Genomic DNA, 19,715 nt, shown 5'->3' with positions numbered 1-19,715 from the left:
CGATGCGGAAGTTGTGGGGGGTTCACCGGAGTCACCACGCCCATCACGTTACTTGCGGGTTAACCGGCCAGTAAAGACCGGCGATTTCGCCGATGCGGCGCGCGTAGACCCCGCTGACACTCCTGACGAACCCCACCCGTTTCAGGAGGCACCATGCATCGCCGCATGCGCCGTATCGCCACGGCCCTCGCGACCGTGACCAGCACGCTCCTTCTGTCGCTCTCCTTCTCGGCGTCCTCCGCCCAGGCCGCCACCCACAACCCGGTCGTCTTCGTACACGGACTGAGCAGTTCGTCCAGCAGCTGGGACGACTGGATCGCGTACTTCAAGGCGGACGGCTACACGTCCTCGGAGCTGTACTCCTGGTCCTACGACTGGGGCCAGTCGAACGCCACCACGGCGGCACAGCTGAAGACCAAGATCGACAGTGTGCGCGCCTCGACGGGTGCCGCGAAGGTCGACGTGGTGGTGCACTCCATGGGGGCGCTCAGCTCCCGCTACTACCTGAAGAACCTCGGCGGGACCTCGTACGTGGACGACTTCGTCTCCACGGCCGGGGTGAACCACGGGACGACCGTCGCCGGTTGGTGTCGCTGGCTCTACACGTCCTGTGGCGAGATGTACACCGGCAGCTCGTTCCTGACCGCGCTCAACTCCGGTGACGAGACGCCGGGCAGCGTGTCCTACGCCAGCTACTGGTCGAACTGCGACGACGCGCTCACCCCGGACACCACCGCGATCCTCAGCGGTGCGACGAACGTCGAGGTCGGCTGTGTCTCGCACAACGAGATGAACAACGACCACGGCGTGTACGAGCAGGTCCGCAACTTCATCGCCTGACGCGGCACCCGGCGCCCCACCCCACCCGTCGCACAGTCGTTCCCCACGGCCGTGCGACGGGTGAGCCGGTGCTTCCCGGGGGACAATCGCGGTATCCGCCGCCCCCTTCGGGAGGTTCCCATGGTCCGCGCCCGTGCCGCGAAGGACGCCGTGCACCACCCCCTCTTCGCCCGTTTCTACGCCAGACTGAGCGTGTCGGCGGAGCCGAGGATCGGCCCGCTGCGTGAGGAGTTGCTCGCCGGGCTGTCAGGCCGTGTCATCGAGATCGGGGCCGGCAACGGCCTGAACTTCCCCCGCTACCCCGCCGCCGTCTCCGAGGTGGTGGCGATCGAACCCGAGCACTCGCTGCGGCGGTTGGCCCTGGAGGCCGCCCTGCGCGCCGAGGTACCGGTGGACGTGGTGCCGGGCGCGGCGGAGGCGCTGCCGGTCAAGAGCGAGGCGTTCGACGCGGCCGTCGTGTCCCTGGTGCTGTGCAGTGTGCGGGACGTACGGCGCTCGCTGAGCGAGGTCCGCCGGGTGTTGCGTCCCGGTGGTGAGCTGCGGTTCTTCGAGCACGGCCGGGGCGGTGGCCGGGCCATGCGGACGGCCCAGCGGGCACTGGACGGCTCGGTGTGGCCGTTGCTGTTCGGCGGCTGCCACGTCTCCCGTGACCCGGTCGACGCACTGCGGGCCGCCGGGTTCGAGTTGGGGGCGGTCCGGGAGGTCCTGGTGCCCGAGCAGGGGCCGCGGTTGCCCAGCTCCTACTGCGTGCTGGGCCGGGCGCGGCGGCCGGGCGTCACTGGCTCCACTGGCGCAGCTCCCGCGTGATGTCGTGCAGGCCGGCCTCGCCGCTCTTGACGAGTCTGGCCAGTTCGCGCACCTGCTCGGCGGAGGTGACGACCTTGACGCCGCTGGCCACCAGGTAGCCGTAGGCGACGGCGGAGGCGAACAGCGCGTTGGAGCGTTCCAACGCCGGTACGTGCAGGAGGAGTTGGAGGAGGGCGGCGGCGCGGGCGTGCGGGGTGTCGTAGACGGCGACGTCGAAGATCTGGGCCTCGTGCCGGGCGACGGCCGCGACGAGCGCGCCCCAGTCGGTGACCTGGGGATCGCCGGGCGTCTTGCGTTCGGCGACCATCAGGAGCCAGGCGAGGTCGATGCGAAGCTGACTCAAGGGATCAGTGACGTCCCTCGCGCCCGTTCTCGGGCTCGGTGCCGAACTCCTCGGCGAAGACCGCCTCGTACTGCTTCATGAAGTCGGCGGCGGACTCGACGAAGGTGTGCCCCGCCTCGCCGGTGTCCTGCCTGACCAGTTCCTCGATGTACCGGTTCACACTCATCCCGCGCTCCAGGGCTCGCTCTCGGGCGGCTCGGGCCGTGTCCTCGTCCACCCGCACGTTCAGCTGGGTCTTGGCCATGGTTCGACGCTAGCGCCGGAGTGCTAGTGGAGGCAAGGGCGCCTTGGCCCGGAACCGACCCGAGGGCACCCGATGAGTGCCCCTTACATTGATCACGGAAACCCGACCTGCGACGGAGACGGCCTCGCCCCTCGGGGGGATTTCGGCTGTGCCCTGGGTCACACTAGGCTCGGCCGAGAACGCCCGGAATTCGAACTGGTTCGAGCCTGGAGGCCGCTTTGTCCACTGCTGCCGCTGAGCACCCCCTCGGCCGCGCGGAAGCGGACGGCATCGCCGCCCGTGCCCGGGGCCTGACGAAGGCGTACGGTTCGGGCGAGACGGCGGTCCTCGCCCTCGACGCGGTCGACGTGGACATCGCGCGCGGCCGCTTCACCGCCGTGATGGGCCCCTCGGGCTCGGGCAAGTCCACGTTGATGCACTGCCTGGCCGGACTCGACACCGTCTCGGCCGGACAGGTGTGGCTCGGGGACACAGAGATCACCGGACTCAGGGAGCGCGACCTGACCCGGTTGCGCCGGGACCGGATCGGCTTCATGTTCCAGTCCTTCAACCTGATCCCCACACTGAACGCGGCCGAGAACATCACCCTGCCCATGGACATCGCGGGCAAGAAGCCCGACGAGAAGTGGCTGACCCAGGTCATCGACACCCTCGGACTGCGCGACCGGCTGAAGCACCGGCCCGCCCAGCTCTCCGGCGGCCAGCAGCAGCGCGTCGCCTGCGCCCGCGCGCTCGCCTCCCGGCCCGAGCTGATCTTCGCGGACGAGCCCACCGGCAACCTCGACTCCCGCGCCGGGCTCGAAGTGCTCGGCTTCCTGCGCGAGGCGGTGGACCAGCTGGGGCAGACGGTCGTCATGGTCACCCACGACCCGGGCGCCGCCGCCCACTCCGACCTGGTGCTCTTCCTCGCGGACGGGCGGATCGTGGACCGCATGGAGCGTCCCTCCGCCGAGGCGGTCCTGGAGCGCATGAAGCGCTTCGACACCGTCCGGGCGGCCCCGGCGGCCGGGGCCGCCCCGGTCACCGAGGCCACCGGGACCGCTGGGCCCATCGACGCCGACAAGGACTGAGACCGTGCTCAAGGCGACCCTGCGGAGTTTCCTGGCGCACAAGGGGCGGCTGCTGCTCTCGGCACTCGCGGTGATCCTGTCCGTGGCGTTCGTCGCGGGCAGCCTGATCTTCTCGGACACGGTCACCCGCACCTTCGACCGGCTCTTCGCCTCCACCTCGGCCGATGTGACCGTGGGCCCCAAGGACGACGGGCTGGAGGGCCAGCTGCCCACCGGGGCGCAGGAGACGGTGCCCGCCTCGCTCGCCGAGCGGATCGCGGGCATCGACGGCGTCGCGGACGCCTACATCGACGTGTCCGTGGAGAACGTCACGGTCGTCGACAGCGAGAACCAGTCGGTGGGACCGACTACGGGCGCCCCGACCATCGCCACCGACTGGCACCCCAGCGACCGCAGCCCCGTGAAGCTGACGAGCGGGCACGCGCCGGAGGGCCCCGGCCAGGCGCTGCTGGACGCGGACACCGCGAAGAACAAGGACGTGCGGATCGGCGACACCCTGAGGGTCCTCGCCCGGCCGGGCTCCTTCGAGGTGGAGGTCGTCGGCATCGCCACCTTCACCACCACCAACCCCGGCTCCGCGCTCGTCTTCCTCGACACCCAGGTCGCGCAGACCGAACTGCTGGGCGACCCCGACGCCGCCACCGAAATCTCGGTGACCGCCGGGCCGGGGGTGAGCGACGACGTGCTCAAACGGCGGATCGCCGACGCGCTGGGGCCGACGGCGTACGAGTACGAGACGGCAGACGAGCAGGCCGAGTCGGCCGCCGCGTCGCTCGGCGGATTCCTCGACGTCATCAAATACGTGATGCTCGGTTTCGCCGGCATCGCGACGCTCGTCGGGATGTTCCTCATCGTCAACACCTTCTCGATGCTGATCGCCCAACGCACCCGCGAGCTGGGCCTGTTGCGCGCGATGGGTGCCGACCGGCGGCAGGTGCGGCGGTCGGTGCTGACCGAGGCGGCGCTGCTCGGCCTGGTCGGGTCGACGCTCGGTCTCGCCATGGGCATCGGACTGGCCTTCGGACTGATCGCGCTCATGGGCGCCTTCGGGATGAACCTGAAGTCGACCGAGATGGTGATCGGCGTGGGAACGCCCGTCGCGGCCTACGTCGTGGGGCTCGGCGTGACCTTCGTGGCGGCCTATCTGCCGGCGCGCCGGGCGTCGGCCGTGTCGCCGATGGCGGCGCTCGCGGACGCCGAGATCGCCGGGGCCGGGCGGCCCCTGAAGGTCCGCGCGGTGGTCGGCGCGGTCGTCGGGGCGGCGGGTGCCGCCGCACTGGCCGGGTGCGCGGTGTCGTCCGACACGGGGTCGGCGGCCTCCCTGCTCGGCCTCGGTGTGGTCCTCACGCTCATCGCGACGGTCATCGCGGGACCGCTCCTCGTGCGGCCGGTGATCCGCGTCCTGGGCGGGGCGTTCCCCGCGTTGTTCGGCTCCGTGGGCCGGATGAGCCAGCGCAACGCCCTGCGCAACCCGCGCCGGACCGGGGCCACCGCCGCCGCGTTGATGGTGGGCATCGCGCTGGTCGGCGGCATGTCCGTGGCGAGCGCGTCGATGACGAAGTCCTTCGACCAGGAGATCGACAAGACCCTCGGCGCCGACTTCGTCGTCCAGAACCAGAACTTCCTGCCGTTCCCGCAGGAGGTCACCGACAAGGTCCGCGCCACCGACGGCGTCGGCCTCGTCGTACGGCAGCGGTTCACCCCGGTCGCGGTCCGGCTGCCGGACGGGACACGGATCGAGACGACCGCCGGGGCCTACGACGCGCGGCTCGACGAGGTCGCGAACGTGACCTACGCCCGGGGTGACAGCGCGGCCGCGCTCGCGGACGGTGCCATCGCCATGGACGTGGAGTTCGCGCGGGAGCACGACGTGAGCGTCGGCGACACGATCCCGGTGCGGTTCCCCGCCGGGAAGAGCGCCGAGCTGAAGGTGGCCGCGCTCACCGACCAGGACACCGCCGACGGCTTCGGGATGCAGGGCGGGCTGTTCTTCGGGACGGGCACCATCGAGTCCCAGGTGCCCGACGGACAGGACTCTGCGCTGTACGTGAACACGGGTTCCGGCGTGGACGCCGACGAGCTGCGCGCGAACCTGGAGCGGACGCTCGAGGCGTATCCGCAGGTGCAGGTCCGCGACCAGGCCGACTACAAGGAGCTGGTGCGGGGCCAGATCGCCGTACTGCTCTATCTGGTCTACGCGTTGCTGGGCCTCGCGATCGTCATCGCCGTGCTCGGCGTGGTCAACACCCTCGCCCTGTCGGTGGTGGAGCGCACCCGGGAGATCGGGCTGCTGCGCGCGATCGGGCTGGCCAGGCGGCAGTTGCGGCGGATGATCCGGCTGGAGTCGGTGGTGATCGCCGTGTTCGGTGCCGTCCTCGGGCTCGCGCTGGGGCTGGTCTGGGGCGTGTGTGTGCAGCAGGTGCTGGCACTGCAGGGGATGAAGGCGCTGGCGATCCCGTGGGGCACGGTCGTCGCCGTCGTGATCGGCTCCGCGGTCGTGGGCGTGGTGGCGGCCCTGCTGCCGGCCCTGCGGGCGTCCCGGATGAACGTGCTGGCGGCCATCGCGCACGAGTGATGTACTCGCGGTGTGCCGACTCAAGTCCCTTGCCAGTGAGGAGAGTTCATGCCGCGCCCGTTCCGCTTCGGAGTCAGCCTGCTCAGCCCCACGTCGGCCGGGGAGTGGCGCGCGAAGTGCCGCCGCGCCGAACAGCTCGGCTATGACGTGATCCTGGTCCCCGACCATCTGGGCATGCCGGCCCCGTTCCCCTCGCTGGTGGCCGCGGCGGAGGCGACCGAGCGGCCGCGGCTCGGCACCTTCGTGCTCAACGCGGGCTTCTGGAACCCGACGCTGCTGGCCCGCGAGGTCGCCACCACGGACGCGCTGACCGGCGGACGGCTGGAGCTGGGGCTCGGCACCGGATACGTGCCCGCCGAGCACGAGAAGGCGGGTCTGCCGTGGGGGTCGCCCGGCGAGCGGGTGGACCATCTGCTGCGCACGGTCGAGGAGGTGGACCGGCTCCTCGGTTCCGCCGACCACCAGCCGCGCCCCGCGCAGCGGCCCCGGGTGCCGCTGCTGATCGGCGCCAACGGTGACCAGATGCTGCGCGCCACCGCCGAACACGCGGACATCGCGGCGTTCACCGGCGCGCGGGCGGTCGGGGGCGGGAAGCTGGAACCGCTGACCGCCGAGGAGCTGGACGAACGGGTCGGCCGGTACCAGGAGTTCGCCGCCGGGCGCAAGGAACCGGCCGAGCTCAACCTGCTGATCCAGATCGTCGAGCTGACCGACGATCGCGCCGCCGCCGTGCGGCCGTGGCTCGGTCATCTGCCGAACCTCAGCGAGGAGCAGGCCCTGCGGCTGCCGTTGGTCCTGGTGGGGACGCTGGAGGAGATCGTCGACCAGGTCCTGGCGCAGCGGGAGCGGTACGGCTTCTCGTACCTGACCGTCCTGGAGCCGAACATGGAGGCCTTCGCGAAGGTGGTCGAGGCACTGCGGGGTAGGTGAGACGACCGGTCTCCGAGCCGGGCGGGCCCCGAGCGGGGTGGGCCCGAGCCGGGCGGTCCCCAAGCCGGGCAGATCTCCGAGCCATGCCGGCCCCCGAGCCGGGCGGGTCCCCAAGCCGGGCCGCCGCGAGGCCGGGCATGCCGGCCCCGAGGCCGGGCGGCACCGAGGCTGGGCGGCCGCTCCGGGTCGGCGCGCCCGGTGGCCCCTGCCCCGGCCCGTCCAGATCGCCTCCCGGTCGGCTCCGTGCAGGCCCGACCGACTCCCGTGCGGCTTCCGCCCGGCTCCGCTCCGCCCCCGGCCAACCCCGGCCCACGCCCGTGCGGCCCATGTCCGGCTCCGTCCGGATCCTGGAATTGCAGGTCGTCCCGTGGCTCCCGTGGTGGGATCCGATCATGACCGACCTGCGTATACGGGCCGCAACGCCCGACGACCTCGACGCCGTGCTCGCCTTCTGGAAGGTGGCCGCCGAGGGCACGAGCATCAGTGACGACCGCGACGGCGTCGAGCGACTGGTGGCCCGCGACCCCGAGTCGCTGATCCTCGCCGAGTTGGACGGAGAGCTGGTGGGCACGGTCGTCGCCGGCTTCGACGGCTGGCGATGCCATCTGTACCGGCTCGCGGTGCACCCCGGGCGCCGCCGCAGGGGCATCGGTTCGGCGCTGCTCACCGCCGCCGAGGAGCGGTTCCTACGGCTCGGCGGGCGACGCGGGGACGCGATGGTGCTCGTCCGCAACGAGACGGCCCAGCATGCCTGGCGAGCGGCCGGGTACGCGCCGGAGGAGAAGTGGCGGCGATGGGTGAAGCCGCTCGGGGACTGACCGCCTCCCACGGGGACCGACATGCCTTTGCCGATCCTTTACCATGGGTGGACCCGTCGACCTCTACGGAAAGGTTGTGAGCGTCCGCCCATGGGCGAGCCTCCCAGTACCAGCACCGGCGCCCGACGTCGTACCGGCACCGGCGCCCGCGGTGTCAGCGGCACCGGCGCCCGATGTCGCGCATTCCTCCCTCCCCTGTCCGACCATGGGACGGAGGTGACCCGATGACCGAAGTGCTCCTCCTTCTGGTGGCGGTGCTGCTCTCGCTGATCTGTGGTGCCTTCGTCGCCGCCGAGTTCTCGCTGACCACGGTCGACCGGGGCCGGCTGGAACGAGCCGTGGAGCGCGGCGAACGGGGCGCCGCGGGCGCCCTCAAGGCCGTACGGAACCTGACGTTCCAGCTCTCCGGCGCACAGCTCGGCATCACCGTCACCAACCTGGTCGTCGGCATGCTCGCCGAACCGTCCATCGCCAAGCTGATCGCGGGCCCGCTGGAGGCTGTCGGCGTGCCGGGCTCCGCGTCGAGCTCCGTGGCCCTCGTCATCGGTACGGCCCTGTCGACCGTCGTACTGATGGTCGTCGGCGAGCTGGTGCCCAAGAACTGGGCGATCTCCGCGCCGCTGCCGGTGGCGAAGAAGGTGGCGAACCCGCAGCGCTGGTTCAGCGCCGCGTTCCGGCCGTTCATCACCCACCTCAACAACACCGCCAACCGTCTCGTACGGCTCTTCGGCATCGAGCCCGCCGAGGAGCTGGCCTCCGCGCGCGGCCCCCAGGAGCTCGCGGCCCTCGCCCGGCATTCGGCCAAGGAGGGCGCCCTGGAGGAGGACACCGCCGAGCTGTTCGTGCGCACGCTCAACCTGGCCGACCTGACCGCGGAGAACGTGATGACCCCGCGCGTGCAGGTCATCGCCCTCGACGCCCAGGCGACCTGCGAGGACGTGGCGAACGCGACCCGGGCCACCGGCCTTTCCCGCTTCCCCGTCTACCGCGGCAGCCTCGACTCGGTCATCGGCACCGCGCACATCAAGGACGTCCTGGCCGTGCCCGCCGAGCGCCGGCTGCGCACCTCCGTCGCCGAACTGCTGCGCGAGCCGCTGTTCGTCCCCGAGTCGCTGACCGTCGACCGGGTCCTCGACCGGCTCTCGGGCAAGCGCACCATGGCCGTCGTCATCGACGAGTACGGCGGGACCGCCGGCGTCGTGACCCTGGAGGACATCGTCGAGGAGGTCGTCGGCGAGGTCCGCGACGAGCACGACCCGCACGAGACACCCGACCTGGCGCCCGTCGGCACCGACGAGAACGGCCGCGAGCTGTACTCCGCCGACGGCTCGGCCCGCACCGACCAGCTCGCCCGCGTCGGCCTGCGGGCGCCCGAGGGACCGTACGAGACGCTCGCGGGTCTCGTCGCCACCGAGCTGGGCCGCATACCGGCCGTCGGGGACACCGTGGAGGTCGTCGGCTGGCGGCTCGATGTGGTGGACGCGGCGGGGCGCCGGGCCGCGCGAGTGCTCCTGCACGCGCCGGTCGCGACCGCCGAGGAGCACGAGGAGGAGACCCGATGACCGCCGTCCAGCTGCTGATCGGCTTCGCGACGCTGGTCGTCAACGCCTTCTTCGTGGGCGCCGAGTTCGCCCTGATCTCCGTACGCCGCAGCCAGATCGAACCGTACGCCGAACAGGGCGACCGCCGGGCCCGCAGTGTGCTGTGGGGCCTGGAGCACGTGTCCGCGCTGATGGCGGCCGCGCAGCTCGGCATCACGCTGTGCACCCTGGTGCTCGGTGTGGTCGCGGAACCCGCGATCGAGCACCTGCTGGAGCCGCTGTTCCACGCGGTGGGCGTGCCGGAGGGCGCGGGCCACGCGATCTCGTTCGTGATCGCCCTGGCGCTCGCCACCTATCTCCACATGCTGCTCGGCGAGATGGTGCCGAAGAACATCGCCCTCGCGGAGCCGGTGCGCAGCGCCCTGCTGCTCGGTCCGCCTCTGGTGACGCTGTCGCGTGCGCTGCGCCCGGTGATCTTCACGGTCAACGCGTTCGCGAACACGCTGCTGAAGCTGATGCGGATCGAGACGAAGGACGAGGTCGCGGCGACCTTCTCGGACACCGAGCTGGCCCGTCTCGTCGCGGACTCCAGCGAGGCCGGCCTCATCGACGACCGTGCGCAGGAGCGGTTGCGCGACGCCCTCGAACTGGGCCGCAGGCCCGTGCGGGACGTGGTGCTCCCGCTGGAGCGGGTCGTCTACGCGGGCATGGGCGTCACCCCCGAGGAACTGGAGCGGCTGTCGGCCGAATCCGGGTTCTCCCGCTTCCCCGTGGTCGACGAGGGGCGCCGGATCGTGGGGTACCTCCATGTGAAGGACGCGCTCGACGCGGCCCCTCGGGACGTGCCGTTCTCCGTCCGCGACATGCGGTCCATCGCCCGGGTGCGGGAGACCACGCCGCTGGACGACGTCCTCACCGCGATGCGCCGCAGCCGGACCCATCTGGCGGCCGTGCTGGGCGAGGACGGCCGACTCGCGGGCATCGTGACCATGGAGGACGTCCTGAGGGAACTGTTCGGACAGCCCGCCGTCTGAGTCGGGCTCCTTTCGTCCCGCCGACCGGCTGACGGTCGGACCGTCCGACCGACTGACGGTCCGGCCGTCGGCCGCCGAACAGGGTGACCGACCGCTGGGTATGTGCACGAGGTACCATTTCCGACGCCATGCAGACGAATCCCAGCCCTTCCGGCCCCACCGCCCCCGGGCCCGCCTACTCCAGCCTCGTCACGGTCGGCGACTCCTTCACGGAGGGCATGTCCGACCTCCTCCCCGACGGTACGTACCGGGGCTGGGCCGACCTTCTCGCGGGCCGCATGGCCGCGCGCACGCCCGGCTTCCGGTACGCCAACCTCGCGGTGCGCGGAAAGCTGATCGGTCAGATCGTCGCCGAGCAGGTGGAGGTCGCGGCCACGATGGAGGCGGACGTCATCACCCTGGTCGGCGGCCTGAACGACACGCTCCGGCCCAAGTGCGACATGGGCCGGGTGCGCGGCCTGCTGGAGGAGGCGGTGGAACGCCTCGCCCCCTCCTGCAAGCAGCTCGTCCTGATGCGCAGCCCCGGCCGCCAGGGCCCGTTCCTGGAGCGCTTCCGGCCGCGTATGGAGGAGCTGTTCGCGTGCGTCGACGAACTGGCCACCCGGCACGGCGCCCTCGTCGTCGACCTCTACGGCGCGCCTTCGCTGGGTGACCCCCGGATGTGGGACGTGGACCGGCTGCACCTGACCGCCGAGGGGCACCGCCGGGTCGCCGAGGCAGTCTGGCAGACCCTCGGCCACGAGGCGGAGGACCCGGAGTGGCGGACCCCCATGCCCGTCACGCCGCCGCCCGGCTGGACGGCCCGCCAGGTCGCCCACGCGCGCTTCGCCCGGCAGTACCTGCTGCCGTGGATAGGGCGCCGTCTCACTGGCCGCTCCTCGGGCGACGGCATGCCGGCCAAGCGGCCCGAGTTGCTGCCGTACGAGGGCCCACTAGCGTAGGGACCCGTCCGACCGGGAGGCGCCTGTGACCACGACCGTGATCAACCTCAAGGGCCGTATCCGCGACTTCGGCCCCCGGCTGGAGTACGCGCCCAGCGACCTCGTCTACATCGGCCGCCGCTGGACGATGGGCCACTGGGACCTGCCGCAGCACCCGCTCTTCAACCCCTTCCAGTACGACACCGAGAAGAAGAAGCGCGACGGGACGCGGGCCGAGGTCATGGCGAAGTACCGGGAGTACCTGACGGCCGACCCCGAGCTGCTGGCCCTCGTCCCGGAGCTGCGCGGGAAGACGCTGGCCTGCTGGTGCGCGCCCGAACCCTGCCACGGCGACATCCTGGCGGAGCTGGCGGACGGCACGAAGTCCACCGCCTAGCGAACGGACCGCCCGTTCCTCGATCTTCGGCAGATAGCCGTCGATCGCGCCGGCTCGGTGACGGCGCTGGTCGGGGTGCTGGCCGACGGCCCGCATCTTCACATGGCGGGCCACCGTGTGGTGGTCGACGCCGCCGGTCAGTTCGGCCGCAGCGCGGTAACTGCCCGTGAGGTCGTACGCCTCACGGGTCTCCATGGTGAGGAGTCCCGTGGCCATCAGTGGGGCGGTAAGAGGCCGCCTATGGGGAGCTTGCATGGCCGCCTTCAGGCAAACGCCGGGGCCCTGACCGGAAACGGCTCCAGCTCAACCCGACAATTCCCCTCAGACTTTCCTCAGGCTTCCCTCAAGTGGTGAGCCGGGATTCTACGCATACTTATCACGATCGATTCGCAAGAGTAAGCAGACAGTCGAGGAGACTCCCGTTTGGAGGGAGTCTCCCAAAACGAGGAGACATAGATATGCGAGGCAAGCAGACAATCGGCGCGGGCATTCTGGCCCTGGCCCTGGTTTCCGCAGCCGGCTGGGCCGCCCAGGCCGCCACCAGCGAGACCGCAGCCGGCCAGGCCGCCGCGGCCAAGACGCCGGCGCGGGCTGCGGCCGTGGACGGGCACCAAATCGTTCAGCTCCCCAACGCCAACGTGCCCAACTTCCAGCGTCGGACGCTCAACTGCCCGGCGGGCAAGAAGGTTGTCGGCGGCGGTGCCGAGGCCCGGGGCAACGGTGCCGTGCTGATCGGGAGCTTCCCCACGAATGACGGGCGCGGCTGGATCGCGGTTGGCCGTCAGAACGGCTCCTCCACCGTCGGCATCACGGTGTACGCGATTTGCGCCAACCCCTGACACAGGGGTGATTCCTACGGGTCGGCAGGAACCACCCCTGCCCCGTCTCCTTGTTTTGCCGGTGCGACACTCAGACGCCGACCCTGCCGGCGGCAGTTCGCAGGCCACTCGTTGCCTCCACCCACCGAACGACTCTGACGCGTAAGTAACCGCAGGCGGGTGGCATTTCGGGCACGACGATGATCTCGGCGGGGCCGTTCCCGCCGGGTTTAGTTCCGGTTGGCTCATCCGGTGGCCTCCATTGGGTCGAGGGTGGCCCGGTAGCCGAGTCGTTGCGCGCGCGTGCGGGGTCGCGCCGGGTGACGGTCGGCCCGCTGCCTGAAAAGCTGCGGATCGATTTCCACGTCGCGGTTTCTCCTCCGGTCACAAAGGCCGAACCGGTCAGGAACTGCAAGTGGTCGAGCCGGAGCAGGACGTCGGCGCGCGCGCATACCGCGCGTGCCATGGATGACCGTGTTGCACGTCTGCCGCACCTCGGCCTGTTGCCTGCACGTTCACGACAGGTTTCCGGTGCGTTCCGGACAATCGCAGGTCCGCGCCGTCGGGGTCCGGGGAGCCGACGCGGGATGGACACCCACCGGAAATGAATCACTTCCGGCCATCTCCTTGCTCATTTCCGCCGAGTATTCCTCCCAGCGGTATCCAAACGATTCCGGACGCCGCCTGCGCAGCAAGGAGGGAGCCTTTGGGCGGTCTTGCCCTTCGGGCGAGCACTGTGATCGGATATGGAAATCGGACGGCGAAGTTCTGGTCGATGAGGGAGAAAATGCACAGCTGTTCACGGTCGGCAATGGCGAAGTGCGAGAATCCGCTTCTCAACGTAGTTCACACACAGCCCATTTCCCGGGGAGCAGTGCACGGCAGGGAAGACCAACTGGCCCAGACGATCGCGCAGCTGCGCGCCGTGGCGAGCACCGGGCGGAGCACCGTGCTGGTGATGGGGGCGGTTCCCGGCGCGGGCAAGACCCGCCTTCTCAGGGAAGCGGCCTCGCTCGCCGAGAGCGACGGCTTCATGGTGCTGGGCGCCGCCCCGGCCGGGCCCGACTCCACCCCCGGGGCCGTCATCGAGGCGGCACGGGCACGGCTCCCCGGCGCCGGGAGCACCCGCACCACCGTCGTCATCGACGATCTGCATCTCGCGGGACTCCCCGCACTGACGACGCTCAACGACCTCATCGTGGCCCTCAGAGGACGCCCGATCCTCTGGCTGCTCGCCTTCACCACGGGACACGACGCCCCACCCCAGGAACACCTGCGGACCTCTCTCGCCGGACTCCGCACCAGCCTCCCGGTGGAACACGTGCGGGAGCTGGGACCGATCGAGGGCGACGCGCTGGCACGGCTGGTCACCGACCACACAGGAGCCACCCCCGACCCGGCTCTCCTCGCCCTCGCGGAGAGCGTCAACGCCACCCCGCGCTCGGTGATCGAGCTGATTCGCGGCCTGGCGGAGGACGACGACCTGTGCCTGATCGACGGCACCTCCCGATTACAGCCCGCCCCACCCGGCGGCCCCTCGGCCGGGTGGGGCATCCCGGTGCCCGCTCCCGTGCCGAAACGCTTCACCGCGACCGTCCAGCAAGACCTCAGGACACTGTCGGACCCCACCCTGAAGGCGCTCAGACTGGCCGCCGTCCTCGGATCACCGTTCGCACCGGAAGACCTGTCGGCCCTGCTCGGCGAAGCACCCGTCGGTCTGCTCGCGGCCGTGGACGAGGCCGTCGACCGGGGCCTGCTCGTCTGCGGCGAACGCGACCTCGCCTTCCGCACCGAGCCGATCTGGCGGGTCCTGCTCGACTCCGTACCGCCCCCGGTGCTCGCCCTGCTGCGCCGGCAGGCCGCGAAGATCCTGCTGCCGCGCCCCGAGGGCGTCGAGCGCGCCGCCCTCCAACTGGTCCACGTCACCCAACCCGGCAACACGGACGAACTACGCATCATCGCCGAGGGCTCCCGCAAACTCCTGCTCGCCGACCCCTCCACAGCCGCCTCGCTCGCCGCCCGCTCCATGGAGCTCCTGGACCCCGGTACCGCCGAACGCGTGCGACTGGCACGGACCGCCGTCGAAGCGCTCACCAGAGCCGGCCGACTGGACCACGCGATCGCCCTGGCCAAGGACACCGTCGACGAGACAGCCCGCCTCGGCGCCCCCCTGCCGCCGGAGCTCGTCGAGGACGTCGCCGCGTTGCGGGCCTCGATGTCGACCGCACTGCTGCTCCTCGGCAACGCCCCACTCGCCCGCCGAGCGGCAGGCGACGCGCTCGCGCTGCAGCACGGCGGGTCCCAGCACCGCGAGGCGATCGTCGCCCACCTCGCCGCCTGCTTCCTCACCGGCGACGTCACCGCCGTCCAGCGCGCACACCAGATCCTCGGCGCACCCGACCGCCACACCGGCGCCGTACAGGTCGGCGCGATGACCTTCCAAGCCTTCGGCCAGTGGCGTGCCGGCGATGTCGGCGAGGCCGTGGCCACCCTGCGCAGGGCGGTCGCCCTCGACCGCGCCGACGACGAGGCGCCGATCCTCGACCCCCGCTGGTTCCTGGCCTTCACCCTCGCGAGGACCGACGAGTACGAGCAGGCGGCGGCCGTCATCCAGAGCTCCGCCGCCATCGCCTCGAAACACAGCACGCTGACCACCGCGGTCCCCGCCGTGCTCCGCGCCCAACTGAACCTCGCACAGGGCCGGTTGGACGAGGCAGAGGACGACGCCAAGCTCGGGGTCGGCACCGACGGTCCCTATGTACCGATGCTCGCCCCGCAGGCATGGCTGGTTCTCGCCTCCGTGGCCCTGCGCCGAGGAGAGCTCGCCCAGGCCGAGGAGCACATCACGACCCTGGAGAAGGACTTCCCCCAGCACGCCGACAGCCCCTGGTGGGGGGCGCGGCTGCTGCTCAACGCGCAACTGGCCGAGGCGCAGGCCGACCAGCAGGCCGCGACGGAGGTGCTGGCCGAGATCGGGGCCCAGAACGGTGCGCTCCGCGAGGTCGTCCTGGAGGATCCGGCCGCGGCGGCCTGGTGGGTACGGTGCGCTCTCGCGGCCGAGCGGCCCGACCTCGTCTCGACGGTGATCGAGGCGACGGAGCACCTCCGTGGACGCAACCAGTGCGTACCCTCGGTGGTGGCCATGGCCATGCACGCCCGGGCGCTCGCCGAAGGGGACGCCGAGGCACTCGACCGGGCCGGGCGGCTGCACCGTAATCCGTGGGCGCAGGCGACCGCGGCCGAGGACCACGCCGGGCTGCTCCTCGACCGCGGGGAGCACGAGGCCGCCATCAGTGAGTTCGACCGGGCGATGAGTGCCTTCGGTGCGCTCGGCGGGGAGCGGGACGCCGCCCGGGTGCGGGCGCGGCTGCGGGCGCTGGGTGTGCGGCGGCGGCACTGGACGCATGCGAAACGGCCGGTGTCCGGGTGGGAGAGCCTGACCAAGACCGAGCGGAAGGTGGCCGAGCTGGTGGCCGGGGGGCTCACCAATCAGCAGGCCGCCCGGCATCTGTTCATCTCACCGCACACGGTCGGGTTCCATCTGCGGCAGATCTACCGGAAGTTGGGAATTCGGTCGCGCACCGCGCTGATCCGGTTGAGGGCGTGAGGGCGGGGTGCGCTTCTTCAGGGGTTCCCACCAGGCGCGGTTGTCGGCATACCACTCGATCGTTTCGACGAGGCCCTCCTCGAAGGGGATCCGCGACCTGTGGCCCAGGGCCCGTAGCTTGATGTCGGTCAAGGAGTAGCGGCGGTCGTGGGCCTTGCGGTCCCGCACCTGTTCGACGCTTCGCCAGTCGGCGTCGAGGGCGTTCAGGAGGCGGGTCGTGAGGTCCATGTTCGTCAGCTCGGCCGTTCCGGCTATGTGGTAGACCTCGCCCGGTTCGCCCCGCTCGGCCACCAGGCGGATCGCTCGACAGTGGTCGTCGACGTGGATCCAGTCGCGTACGTTGCCGCCGTCGCCGTAGAGCGGGACGGTCAGGCCGTCCAGGAGGTTGGTCACGAAGAGAGGGATGAGCTTCTCGGGGTACTGGTACGGCCCGTAGTTGTTGCCGCAGCGCGTGATGCTCACCGGGAGGCCGTGCGTGCGGGCGTGGGCCAGGGCGATCAGATCGCCGCCCGCCTTGGCCGCCGCGTAGGGGGAGTTGGGATTCAACGGGGCCGTCTCGTCCCAGGAGCCGGTGTCGATGCTGCCGTACACCTCGTCGGTGGACACATGGACGACGCGTGGGGTGCCGGCGTCGAGGCAGGCCCGCATCAGGGTCTGCACGCCGAGAACGTTGCTGTGGACGAACTCGTCGGCGTCGGCTATCGACCGGTCGACATGGGACTCGGCCGCGAAGTTGACGACGAGGTCGTGGCCGGGAAGCACTTCGGCGACGAGACCGGCGTCGCCGATGTCGCCGTGGACGAAGGTGAAGCGGCCCTCGACAGGCTCCAGGTTGGCCGGATTGCCGGCATAGGTGAGTTTGTCGAGGACGGTCAGTTCGTCCTCGTCGGCGTAGGAGCGTACGAAGTGGGAGCCGATGAAGCCGGCGCCTCCCGTGACAAGGATCTTCATGAGGTCACCTGCACCTTGCTGTGGTCGCCGAGGACGAGACGATGGGAGCGCAGGATGCGGGGCGTCGACGTCACCTCGACCTCGCGTCCGATGAGAGAGCGTTCGACACGGCGTACGCCGACGATGGACGCCCCGCGCAGCACGATCGAGTACTCGACCTCGCTGTCGATGACCGAGCAGCCGCTGTCGATCGAGGTGAACGGGCCGATGTAGGAGTCCTGGATGCGGGATCCGGCGGCCACCACCGCCGGGCCGACGATGCGGGAACCGGTGACGGTCGCGCCCTCCTCGATCACCACCCGACCGACCAGTTCGCTGGAGTCGACCACTCCCGAGCAGTCGGCCTCGACACCGTCCAGGACGAGGCGATTGACCTCCAGCATGTCGGCGACGTTGCCGGTGTCCTTCCAGTAACCGGACACGAGGGTCGACTCCACCCTGCAGTCCGAGTCGACCAGTTCCTGGATGGCGTCGGTGATCTCCAGCTCGCCCCGCCAGGAAGGTTTGAGGCCGCTGACCGCGTCGTGGACGCGGGCGCTGAACATGTAGACGCCGACCAGCGCGAGATCGCTCCTGGGGTGCTCCGGTTTCTCCTCCAGACCGATCACCCGGCCGTCGGCATCCAGTTCGACCACGCCGAACGCGCGCGGGTCCGACACCCGGGTCAGCAGAATCTGGGCGTCCGGTCGGCTCACCCGAAAACGGTCCAGGAGAGCGCCGATACCGCCGACGATGAAGTTGTCACCGAGGTACATCACGAAGTCGTCGTCGCCGAGATAGTCCCGCGCGATCGTCACGGCGTGGGCGAGACCCAGCGGTGCCTCCTGAGGCAGGTAGGTGACGTCCAGGCCGAACCGGGAACCGTCGCCGACCGCGGCCTCGATCTCGGCTGCCGTGTCGCCGACCACGATGCCGACCTCCCGGATACCCGCCTCGGCGATCGACTCCAGTCCGTAGAACAGCACCGGCTTGTTGGCGACGGGCACGAGTTGTTTCGCCGAGGTGTGCGTGATCGGCCGCAGCCGGGAGCCGGAGCCACCGGCGAGCACGAGCGCCTTCATCGACGCCCCCGCGGTACGTCCGCCGCACAGGGATGTCCCTGCGGTTCGGCCTCAAGGATAGGAGCCATCATCTCCCCAACTGTCCGTGGAAGGACCGGATACGTGATCCATGCTGGTGAACGCCGCAGAGCCGCACATCCCCCGGAGGCGGCCTCCACGGGTGGGTTTGCCGGTGCCGGGGCGACGTTCGCACACAACGCCGCACCCGCAGCCCACGCGACCACGTGGACTCAGGACCGGCTCGCCCCCTCCCGCCCGCCCGAGTGGCATCCTGGCGCTTCCCCCCCCAGGGGACCCGGAGGCGGTCGCGGAGTCGGCAGCATCGCGCGGGAGACGGCGTGTCACCACCTGGTACGCCGGTGCGACCGCGATCGCCTCCGACTGTCCACGCCGGTGCCGACCGCGCCCCCTCCGTTCCGCCCCGTCGCACACGAACGTGCCCTGACCCTCGACGGTGAGGGGCAGGGCACGTTCGTGTGCGGCCGTGGCCGTCAGTTCAGTACGGCGGGCAGGGCGCTCAGTCGGCGGATCATCCACTCCGACTCCCACTCGACGGAGGAACCGGTGCTCAGCCGGGCCCTCGGGAAGCGGCGCAGGAACTCCCGTACCGCGATCTGCGCCTCCAGCCGGACCAGGGAGGCACCGATGCAGTAGTGCATACCGAGGCCGAAGCTGAGATGGCCGTGGCCGCCCCGGGCCGCCTCGAAGCTGTCGGCGCCCTCGCCCGGCTTCCGGTTCGCCGCCGCGATGCTGACCTGCACGGGGGCACCCTTCGGGATCAGGTATCCGCCGAGTTCGATGTCCTCGGTGGGGAAGCGCCAGGTGGGATGCGGGAACGGGGGGTGCACCCGCAGGGCCTCCTCGATCCAGCTCTTGATCTCCTCGTCGGTCCCCGGCCGCTCCTCGGACGGTCGCCGCAACGCCTCGTACAGCGATGCGGAGATCAGGCTGCCCGTCGTCTCGTAACCGGTGATGATCATGCCGACGGTCCAGACGATCACCTCGCCCTCGGTGACCTTGTCCGGCCCGTCGGCGGCGGCGAGGAAGCCCGTGATGACGCCGTCCCGTAGCGGGGCGGGGTTCTGCACCCAGCTCTCCACGGCCCCGAACAGCGCGCCGACCGCCTCCTGACGGGCCGGGTAGTCGGAGGAGTACAGCATGACGTCGGTGATGCTGCGCAGCCGCCGCTCGGCCTCCAGGGGCAGCCCGAGCATCTCGGAGATGAAGGCCAGCGGCACTCGGTGGGTGTAGTCCGTGACCACGTCGACCTCGGCGGAGTCCGAGGAACGCGACTGCTCCAGCTCGTCCAGGAAGCCGCCCACCTTGACACCGACCCGCTCGCCCCACCGTTCCGTGTTGCGCGGGCTCAGCACCGGCTGGTGCACCCGCCGGATGCGGGCGTGGTCCTCGCCATCACTCATGATCATGGCCCGGGCGTACTCCGGGGGCGGCTGCGACCCCACCATCAGGCCCGGCTTGCGCATGAACTGGGGGACCAACGTGATGTCCTTGGCCATCTTGGGATGGGTGAGCGCGGTCCGCACCAACTCCGGTTCGCACACCACCCAGGCGTGCTCCTCCAGGTAGGGGATGCGCACGACCGGCGCCACCCGCGCGGCGGCCAGCAGCTCCGGCATGCAGTCGAACGGACCCGGATCCACGGGCATGCCGGTCAGGGGGGCTTCCGACAAGCCGGTCGGTTCGGTCGCATCGGTCGGTTCGGTCGGTCCAGCCGGTTGCGTCGGGTCGGTCGTCTTCG

At 70.8% G+C, this 19,715-nt stretch carries 17 protein-coding genes and 1 pseudogene; 12 read left to right on the top strand and 6 right to left on the bottom strand.

The window, feature by feature from the left end:
- Positions 1-153 precede the first annotated feature (153 nt).
- Entirely contained in the window at positions 154-840 is a 687-nt protein-coding gene (locus tag P8T65_RS40860) for an alpha/beta fold hydrolase (protein WP_316730455.1), read from the top strand.
- Between the two features lie 120 nt (positions 841-960).
- Positions 961-1,647 (top strand): class I SAM-dependent methyltransferase, encoded by a 687-nt coding sequence (locus P8T65_RS40855; protein WP_316730454.1) that lies wholly within the window; start codon positions 961-963, stop codon positions 1,645-1,647.
- Here the strand turns inward: P8T65_RS40855 and P8T65_RS40850 are convergent.
- Positions 1,616-1,990: a fic family toxin-antitoxin system, toxin component gene (locus P8T65_RS40850; RefSeq protein ID WP_230224441.1), complete on the bottom strand. Its 375-nt coding sequence runs from the start codon at positions 1,988-1,990 to the stop codon at positions 1,616-1,618. The two genes, P8T65_RS40855 and P8T65_RS40850, sit on opposite strands and share 32 nt — an antisense overlap.
- 4 nt (positions 1,991-1,994) lie before the next feature.
- Positions 1,995-2,234, bottom strand: a complete 240-nt coding sequence (locus P8T65_RS40845; RefSeq protein ID WP_184896821.1) for a toxin-antitoxin system HicB family antitoxin — start codon at positions 2,232-2,234, stop codon at positions 1,995-1,997.
- Positions 2,235-2,452: 218 nt separating this feature from the next.
- Here P8T65_RS40845 and P8T65_RS40840 point away from each other — a divergent pair, with 218 nt between their 5' ends.
- The 8 genes from P8T65_RS40840 (at position 2,453) to P8T65_RS40805 (ending at position 11,519) form a co-directional block, all read left to right on the top strand.
- Positions 2,453-3,304, top strand: a complete 852-nt coding sequence (locus P8T65_RS40840; protein WP_316730452.1) for an ABC transporter ATP-binding protein — start codon at positions 2,453-2,455, stop codon at positions 3,302-3,304.
- A gap of 4 nt (positions 3,305-3,308) precedes the next feature.
- A complete protein-coding gene (locus tag P8T65_RS40835; protein ID WP_316730451.1) occupies positions 3,309-5,879 on the top strand; it encodes an ABC transporter permease in 2,571 nt (856 codons plus the stop codon).
- A gap of 48 nt (positions 5,880-5,927) precedes the next feature.
- Entirely contained in the window at positions 5,928-6,809 is an 882-nt protein-coding gene (locus tag P8T65_RS40830) for an LLM class F420-dependent oxidoreductase (RefSeq protein ID WP_316730450.1), read from the top strand.
- Between the two features lie 392 nt (positions 6,810-7,201).
- Entirely contained in the window at positions 7,202-7,627 is a 426-nt protein-coding gene (locus P8T65_RS40825) for a GNAT family N-acetyltransferase (protein WP_316731875.1), read from the top strand.
- A gap of 224 nt (positions 7,628-7,851) precedes the next feature.
- Positions 7,852-9,189: a hemolysin family protein gene (locus tag P8T65_RS40820; RefSeq protein WP_184896813.1), complete on the top strand. Its 1,338-nt coding sequence runs from the start codon at positions 7,852-7,854 to the stop codon at positions 9,187-9,189.
- Positions 9,186-10,202 (top strand): hemolysin family protein, encoded by a 1,017-nt coding sequence (locus P8T65_RS40815; RefSeq protein ID WP_316730447.1) that lies wholly within the window; start codon positions 9,186-9,188, stop codon positions 10,200-10,202. The genes P8T65_RS40820 and P8T65_RS40815 overlap by 4 nt, the downstream gene beginning before the upstream one ends.
- Positions 10,203-10,330: 128 nt before the next feature.
- The gene (locus P8T65_RS40810; RefSeq protein WP_316730445.1) at positions 10,331-11,143 is read left to right on the top strand and encodes an SGNH/GDSL hydrolase family protein; all 813 of its coding nucleotides are present in this window, start codon (positions 10,331-10,333) and stop codon (positions 11,141-11,143) included.
- Positions 11,144-11,168: 25 nt separating this feature from the next.
- Positions 11,169-11,519: a DUF4326 domain-containing protein gene (locus P8T65_RS40805; protein ID WP_316730444.1), complete on the top strand. Its 351-nt coding sequence runs from the start codon at positions 11,169-11,171 to the stop codon at positions 11,517-11,519.
- Here the strand turns inward: P8T65_RS40805 and P8T65_RS40800 are convergent.
- A pseudogene (locus P8T65_RS40800) lies at positions 11,514-11,735 on the bottom strand (hypothetical protein); the annotation flags it as partial. The gene P8T65_RS40805 and the pseudogene P8T65_RS40800 sit on opposite strands and share 6 nt — an antisense overlap.
- Before the next feature lie 242 nt (positions 11,736-11,977).
- Here P8T65_RS40800 and P8T65_RS40795 point away from each other — a divergent pair.
- Together P8T65_RS40795 and P8T65_RS40790 are read left to right on the top strand one after the other, a co-directional pair.
- Positions 11,978-12,358, top strand: a complete 381-nt coding sequence (locus P8T65_RS40795) for a hypothetical protein (protein WP_316730442.1) — start codon at positions 11,978-11,980, stop codon at positions 12,356-12,358.
- Between the two features lie 853 nt (positions 12,359-13,211).
- Positions 13,212-15,944: a LuxR C-terminal-related transcriptional regulator gene (locus P8T65_RS40790; protein WP_316730440.1), complete on the top strand. Its 2,733-nt coding sequence runs from the start codon at positions 13,212-13,214 to the stop codon at positions 15,942-15,944.
- On the opposite strand, the gene rfbB is transcribed toward P8T65_RS40790, so the two are convergent.
- From rfbB to P8T65_RS40775, 3 genes are all read right to left on the bottom strand, one after another.
- The gene (gene rfbB / locus P8T65_RS40785) at positions 15,855-16,895 is read right to left on the bottom strand and encodes a dTDP-glucose 4,6-dehydratase (RefSeq protein ID WP_316730438.1); all 1,041 of its coding nucleotides are present in this window, start codon (positions 16,893-16,895) and stop codon (positions 15,855-15,857) included. The two genes, P8T65_RS40790 and rfbB, sit on opposite strands and share 90 nt — an antisense overlap.
- Positions 16,892-17,956 (bottom strand): glucose-1-phosphate thymidylyltransferase, encoded by a 1,065-nt coding sequence (locus P8T65_RS40780; protein ID WP_316730437.1) that lies wholly within the window; start codon positions 17,954-17,956, stop codon positions 16,892-16,894. Before P8T65_RS40780 ends, rfbB begins: the two co-directional genes overlap by 4 nt.
- A 491-nt stretch (positions 17,957-18,447) precedes the next feature.
- The gene (locus P8T65_RS40775; RefSeq protein WP_316730436.1) at positions 18,448-19,623 is read right to left on the bottom strand and encodes a cytochrome P450; all 1,176 of its coding nucleotides are present in this window, start codon (positions 19,621-19,623) and stop codon (positions 18,448-18,450) included.
- Positions 19,624-19,715 lie beyond the last annotated feature (92 nt).

Origin of the sequence: Streptomyces sp. 11x1 (assembly GCF_032598905.1) — a bacterium.
Classification (GTDB): domain Bacteria; phylum Actinomycetota; class Actinomycetes; order Streptomycetales; family Streptomycetaceae; genus Streptomyces.
This window is presented reverse-complemented; position numbering and strand designations above follow the sequence as displayed.